Genomic DNA, 4,706 nt, shown 5'->3' on the forward strand with positions numbered 1-4,706 from the left:
GCCGCGCGGTCACGGCGGCAGGCTGAACCTTCCCACAGCAGCCAAAGGCCCGGCAGAGCAATCCGCCGGGCCTGTTGCGTTGCTGCCCCCCACCCCATCCCTCCCCCACAAGGGGGGAGGGGGGCGCCTTGGCTTGCACCCCCGGGGCAGGGTCAGAGCGTGGTCAGGTTTCCGGCCGGATCGATCAGGGTGACGCGGATCAGACCCGGATGGCGCAGCGCGGCGATCCGCCCGGCGGTCAGGAACACCAGCCCGGTGGACAGCGCATCGGCCAGCGCCGCGCTGGTCGCCTCGACCGAGACGGTGGACCAGAGGGGCGGCAGGCCCTGCGGATGCAGGATATGCGGCTGGCCGTTGACCAGCGTCGCGCGGGGCGAGGAGGTCGCGATGGCGGTGCCGGTCAGGGTGCGGGTGGCAAGCTGGCCATGGGTCGGGTCGTGCAGGCCAAGGCGGAAGGGGCCGCCCAGTGCCGCCGTCTCGCCCATGTCGATCAGCGCATGGTCAAAGCCGCAGGCGGCAAGATGGGCCTTCACCGCATCGGCACCGAAGCCCTGCGCGATGCCGTTGAAGGTCAGCGCCATCCCGGGTTGCAGGGTGATCCGCCTCCCCTGCCCCAGCTTCTCCCAGCCGACCGGCCCTGTCGCCCTCCGTCCCTCGGCGGCGGCCTGCCAGAGCACCTGCACCGTGGGGTCGAAGGCGCCCGCGGTCAGGCGGTGGACGGCATCGCAGAGCCGCATCACCGCGCGGAAGGCGGGCGAGGGGTCCAGCTGCCCGGTCGCGTTCAGCCGGGTCAGCGCCGAGGGGCGATGCAGCGAGAATTCGGCCTCGATGGTCTCGATCAGCGCGGGCAGGCCGGACAGCGCCGCCTCGGCCTGCCGCGCGGGGCCCGAGAGGGTCAGCGTGCAGTCCGCCCCGAAGGCACGGCCCTGCCAGCGGGTCTGCGCCCCTGCCGGCGCGGCCAGCGCGGCGGCGGAGAGGGCGAGAAAGCGGCGCCGGTTCATGCCTTGGCCTCGCGCAGGACGGGAACGGCCGGCGGCTCCGGCCTCGGCCTGCGCCCTTTGGCGGCCAGCACCAGCGGCACACAGGTGGCGGGCGAGTTGTGGATCGTCACGCAGTCGAGGCACTGGAAGCATTCGGCATACTGCACCTGCCCCGTCGCCTTGATCGCCCCGTAGCGGCAGCGCACGCGGCACAGCTGGCAGGGCGAGCCGCATTCGCGGCGCCGGGCGATCCAGTCGCGGCCGCGGATCAGCCCGCCGATGGCCATCAGGGCACCAAGCGGGCAGACCCAGCGGCAGAAGCCCTTGAAGGTGACCATGCCCAACACCAGCCACAGCGCGGCATAGGCCACGTAGGGCCAGTCCCGCAGGAAGAAGGTGGTGATGGCGGTCTTGAAGGGCTCGACCTCGGCAGCAGTGTCGAGCTGGGCGGGGGCGAAGAGGGTGACGCCGACCAGGGCGGCAAGCAGGACGTATTTCAGCGGCTTCAGCCGCTGGTCCCAGCGGGCCGAGGGTTCCCATTCCGGCAGACGCATCAGGCGGCCCAGGTGATGGGCGAATTCCTGCAAGGCGCCGAAGGGGCAGAGCCAGCCGCAGAACAGGCCCCGGCCCCAGAGGACGAAGCCGAGGATGGCCGCGGCCCAGATGAGCAGCGAGAAGGGATCATACAGGAGAAAGGCCAGCGAGCCGCCGTCCAGCGCCGTGCGCAGGGTGGCGAGCGGCGTGACGATGGACAGCTGCCCCTGCCCCCACCAGCCAACGAAACCGGTGACGATGGCCAGCGCGGCCAGCCGCAGAGGCGTGAACAGCGGATGGTCGGCCAGACGGTTCATCCCGGGGCCGAGGGCGACGAGGAGAATGCCGAGGAACCCCGCCAGCGCCCAGAGATCGCCCTGCCGGTTCAGGATCGCCTCTTGCCAGGGGGCGAGCTTCTCGGGCGGCGTCTCGCGCAGGAAGAACCGTTCGGGGGCCGCAAGGGTCAGGGCGAAACGGGCGCTGCCGGTCTCGGGCTGGAACTGGCCGTGTTCGCGCAGCGCGGTGGCCGCAAGCTGCCAGTCGGCGGCGGGGTCGAAGCCGAGGCGGCGGTCGATCCGCAGGATCATCGCCGCGCCTTCGGGGACGCCGGGAAGCGTTTCGAACAGCAGGTCCGCGTCGCGCAGCGCCAGCGGCAGGCCGCCTTGCGTGGCCGACAGCAGGTCGGGCGCGGTGTTGCGGACGAAATCCTGCGACACCAGGCCGTGGCGGGCCGTGTCGATGACGAGGATGGGCTCGTCCTGCGGCGAGACGGCAAGAAAGCGGTTGAGGTCGGCGAGACTTTCCTCGGTCAGCACCGCGCGGGCGACGGCGGGCGGGCCGAGGTCCACCGCCCAGAGGTCGAGGTAGAGGCCCTGCGGGTCGGCCTGCGCCTCGGGGTCGTCGTCGGCCCAGATCGTGCCGGCGAAGGCGGCGTCGGCTTCGGCATTGGTGATGCGCAGGTTGCGGGCGATGCCCTGGCTGACGAGATCAGGCCAGGCAAGTGGTTCATCCACATCCCGGTTCGGGCGGGCGGGCGGCGCGGACTGGATGCCCTGCATCCTTTCGCGCGCGACGGCCAGGGTCGCGGCCAGGATCGATTCATGCGCGATGCGGACCGAGGCCGTGGCCTTCGTCACGCCGTCGAGATAGACCAGATCCGCCCCGCCCCCCGCGCCATAGGGGTTGCCGACGACAAGCGGTTCGTGAATCGAATGGCCGCGATACTGTTCGAGGAACTTCAGCAGCGGCGCCTCGCCCAGGCCCGAGACGAAGATCGGCTCGTTGTGGTCCAGCAGCCGCACGTCGATGAAGGTGCCCTGAAGGTCGAGCATCACCAGCAGGTTGATCGGCGCGCCGGAAAAGCCCGGCAGGGGGGCGAGCGGGCCGGTCTCGAACACATAGCCCGCCTCGGCCCCGCCGGAGTTCAGCAGGCTGTAGAGCCCGCGGTCATCCAGCGCCTCGCCCAGCGCATAGGGCGGGACGATCAGCGGCGCGATCCGCTCGCGCGGGGATGGGTCGGCCGCGGCAAGGACGGCCGTGAGACAAAGCCAGATCAGGCAGAGGGTCGCGCGCATGGGGCGAAGGATATGCCGGTCGGACAGAGGCGCGTATCCGACCAAAGTCTGCCCCGCGCGATCCGGATCAACCCCGACGGAACACGGCGCGGGCCGCTGGCCCATGGCAGACCTTCGCCCCCGTCATTCTGCCCTGCACGGAAGGGATCGTCCCGAGACCGGACCCGAGGGGCGGGCGAACCCACTGCGGCTGATGCACGCCTTGCACGCGCCGGAAAACCTGCGCATCGTCCTGTGGTTCCGCGCCTAGGTGTGAAATCTCGGGAGGTTTTTCATCCTGCGAGGTCCTCGGCTGGAGTTTGGCGATTGCAGCCTAACCCCGTTCCGGGTGAACAACCTCCCGAGATTTCACGGCTAGGCCTACCTGTATGCCGTGGTGGATACCTTCGGTTCCTACGCCTTCGGCTTCCTGCACGTCTCCAAGCAGCCAGAGGCGGCGGTGTCGGTGCTGCACAGCGACGTGCTGCCGTTCTACCGCACCCTCGGCCTGCCGGTGAAGGCGATGCTCACGGACAACGGCCGCGAGTTTTGCGGGACCGGGAAGCATCCCTACGCGCTCTACCTCGACCTGGGCGGCATCGAGCACCGCCGCACCAAGGTCCGCACGCCGAAAACCAACGGCTTCGTCGAGCGCTTCAACGGCACCGTCCTTGACCTGCCCCCCGGAAGTTCCCTCGCCGTGATGTAGAGTCTGCCCAACCTGAGAAGGAGCAGACGACATGAGGAAGAGCCGTTTCACCGATGAGGAGGGGACCGTGGCCCCAGTGGGGCCGCGCAAGCCCCGACGAACAGATCATCGGGATGATTAAGGAACAGGAGGCCGGGCTGCCGACCTCCGAGCTGTGCCGGAAGCACGGGTTGAGCCCTTCGACCTTTTTCAAGCTCAAGGCCAAGTATGGCGGGATGGACCTGTCCGACGCCAGGCGGCTGAAGCAGCTCGAGGACGAAAATGCGAAGCTCAAGCGTCTGCTAGCGGATGCGATGCTGGACAACGTCGTGCTGAAGGACCTGCTGGGAAAGCCCTGACGACGCCGATGCAACGGCGGGGCGCAGTGCTAAGGGCGATGAAGGATCATCCGATCTCTCAACGCCGGGCCTGCGTCCTGATCGGTGTCGATCCGAAGACGGTGCGGCACGAGCGGCCGCCCGATCGAGCCATTGAGGCGCCATTGGTTCGAGCCCAATGGCGAGGCCGGAAGTCCGTGAGGAGATGCACAAGATCGCCGAGAAGCGTCGTCGCTTCGGCTACCGGCGTGTGGGTATCCTGCTGGAGCGCAAGGGCATGATCATGAACGAGAAGAAGCTCTACCGGATTTACCGGGAGGAAGGGCTGTCAGTGCGCCGCCGTCGTGGCCGCAAACGGGCACGTGGCAGCCGGACGCCAATGCCTGTGCCGCTGCGGCCGAACCAGCGGTGGTCCCTGGACCCTCTCCATGGTCTCTCGGACCGGTGGCGCGACCATGGCTCGATGTCCGACACGTTCGGGGCCTGCCGCAAGTTCCGCATTCTGGCGGTCAACGACGATTCACCACCGCCCCGGGCGCGGGCGTGGCGATCACTGCGGGCTTCGAATTCGACGTTCCCGTCCGCTTCGACACCGACATGCTCGACGTCACCC

General features: G+C 69.1%; 3 protein-coding genes and 3 pseudogenes. 4 read left to right on the forward strand and 2 right to left on the reverse strand.

All coding sequences use genetic code 11. The features are described 5' to 3' along the window. Positions 1 to 152 precede the first annotated feature (152 nt). Positions 153 to 1,001: an FAD:protein FMN transferase gene (locus tag G8O29_RS18015; RefSeq protein ID WP_166404579.1), complete on the reverse strand. Its 849-nt coding sequence runs from the start codon at positions 999 to 1,001 to the stop codon at positions 153 to 155. Continuing rightward, positions 998 to 3,088 (reverse strand): 4Fe-4S binding protein, encoded by a 2,091-nt coding sequence (locus tag G8O29_RS18020; RefSeq protein ID WP_166404580.1) that lies wholly within the window; start codon positions 3,086 to 3,088, stop codon positions 998 to 1,000. Before G8O29_RS18020 ends, G8O29_RS18015 begins: the two co-directional genes overlap by 4 nt. A gap of 103 nt (positions 3,089 to 3,191) precedes the next feature. Between G8O29_RS18020 and G8O29_RS18345 the strand changes: the two genes are divergently transcribed. The 4 genes and pseudogenes from G8O29_RS18345 to G8O29_RS18035 all read left to right on the forward strand — a co-directional run. Then, on the forward strand, positions 3,192 to 3,338 hold the full coding sequence (locus G8O29_RS18345; protein WP_207623997.1) for a hypothetical protein: 147 nt from the start codon (positions 3,192 to 3,194) through the stop codon (positions 3,336 to 3,338). A 111-nt stretch (positions 3,339 to 3,449) separates the two neighbouring features. Then, positions 3,450 to 3,743, forward strand: a pseudogene (locus tag G8O29_RS18025) (IS481 family transposase); the annotation flags it as partial. Between the two features lie 86 nt (positions 3,744 to 3,829). Further along, positions 3,830 to 4,613: pseudogene (locus G8O29_RS18030) on the forward strand (transposase); the annotation flags it as partial. Further along, a pseudogene (locus tag G8O29_RS18035) lies at positions 4,610 to 4,706 on the forward strand (DUF2460 domain-containing protein); the annotation flags it as partial. The pseudogenes G8O29_RS18030 and G8O29_RS18035, both read left to right, overlap by 4 nt.

The organism is Rhodobacter calidifons, assembly GCF_011174775.1.
Taxonomy (GTDB): Bacteria; Pseudomonadota; Alphaproteobacteria; order Rhodobacterales; family Rhodobacteraceae; genus Tabrizicola; species Tabrizicola calidifons.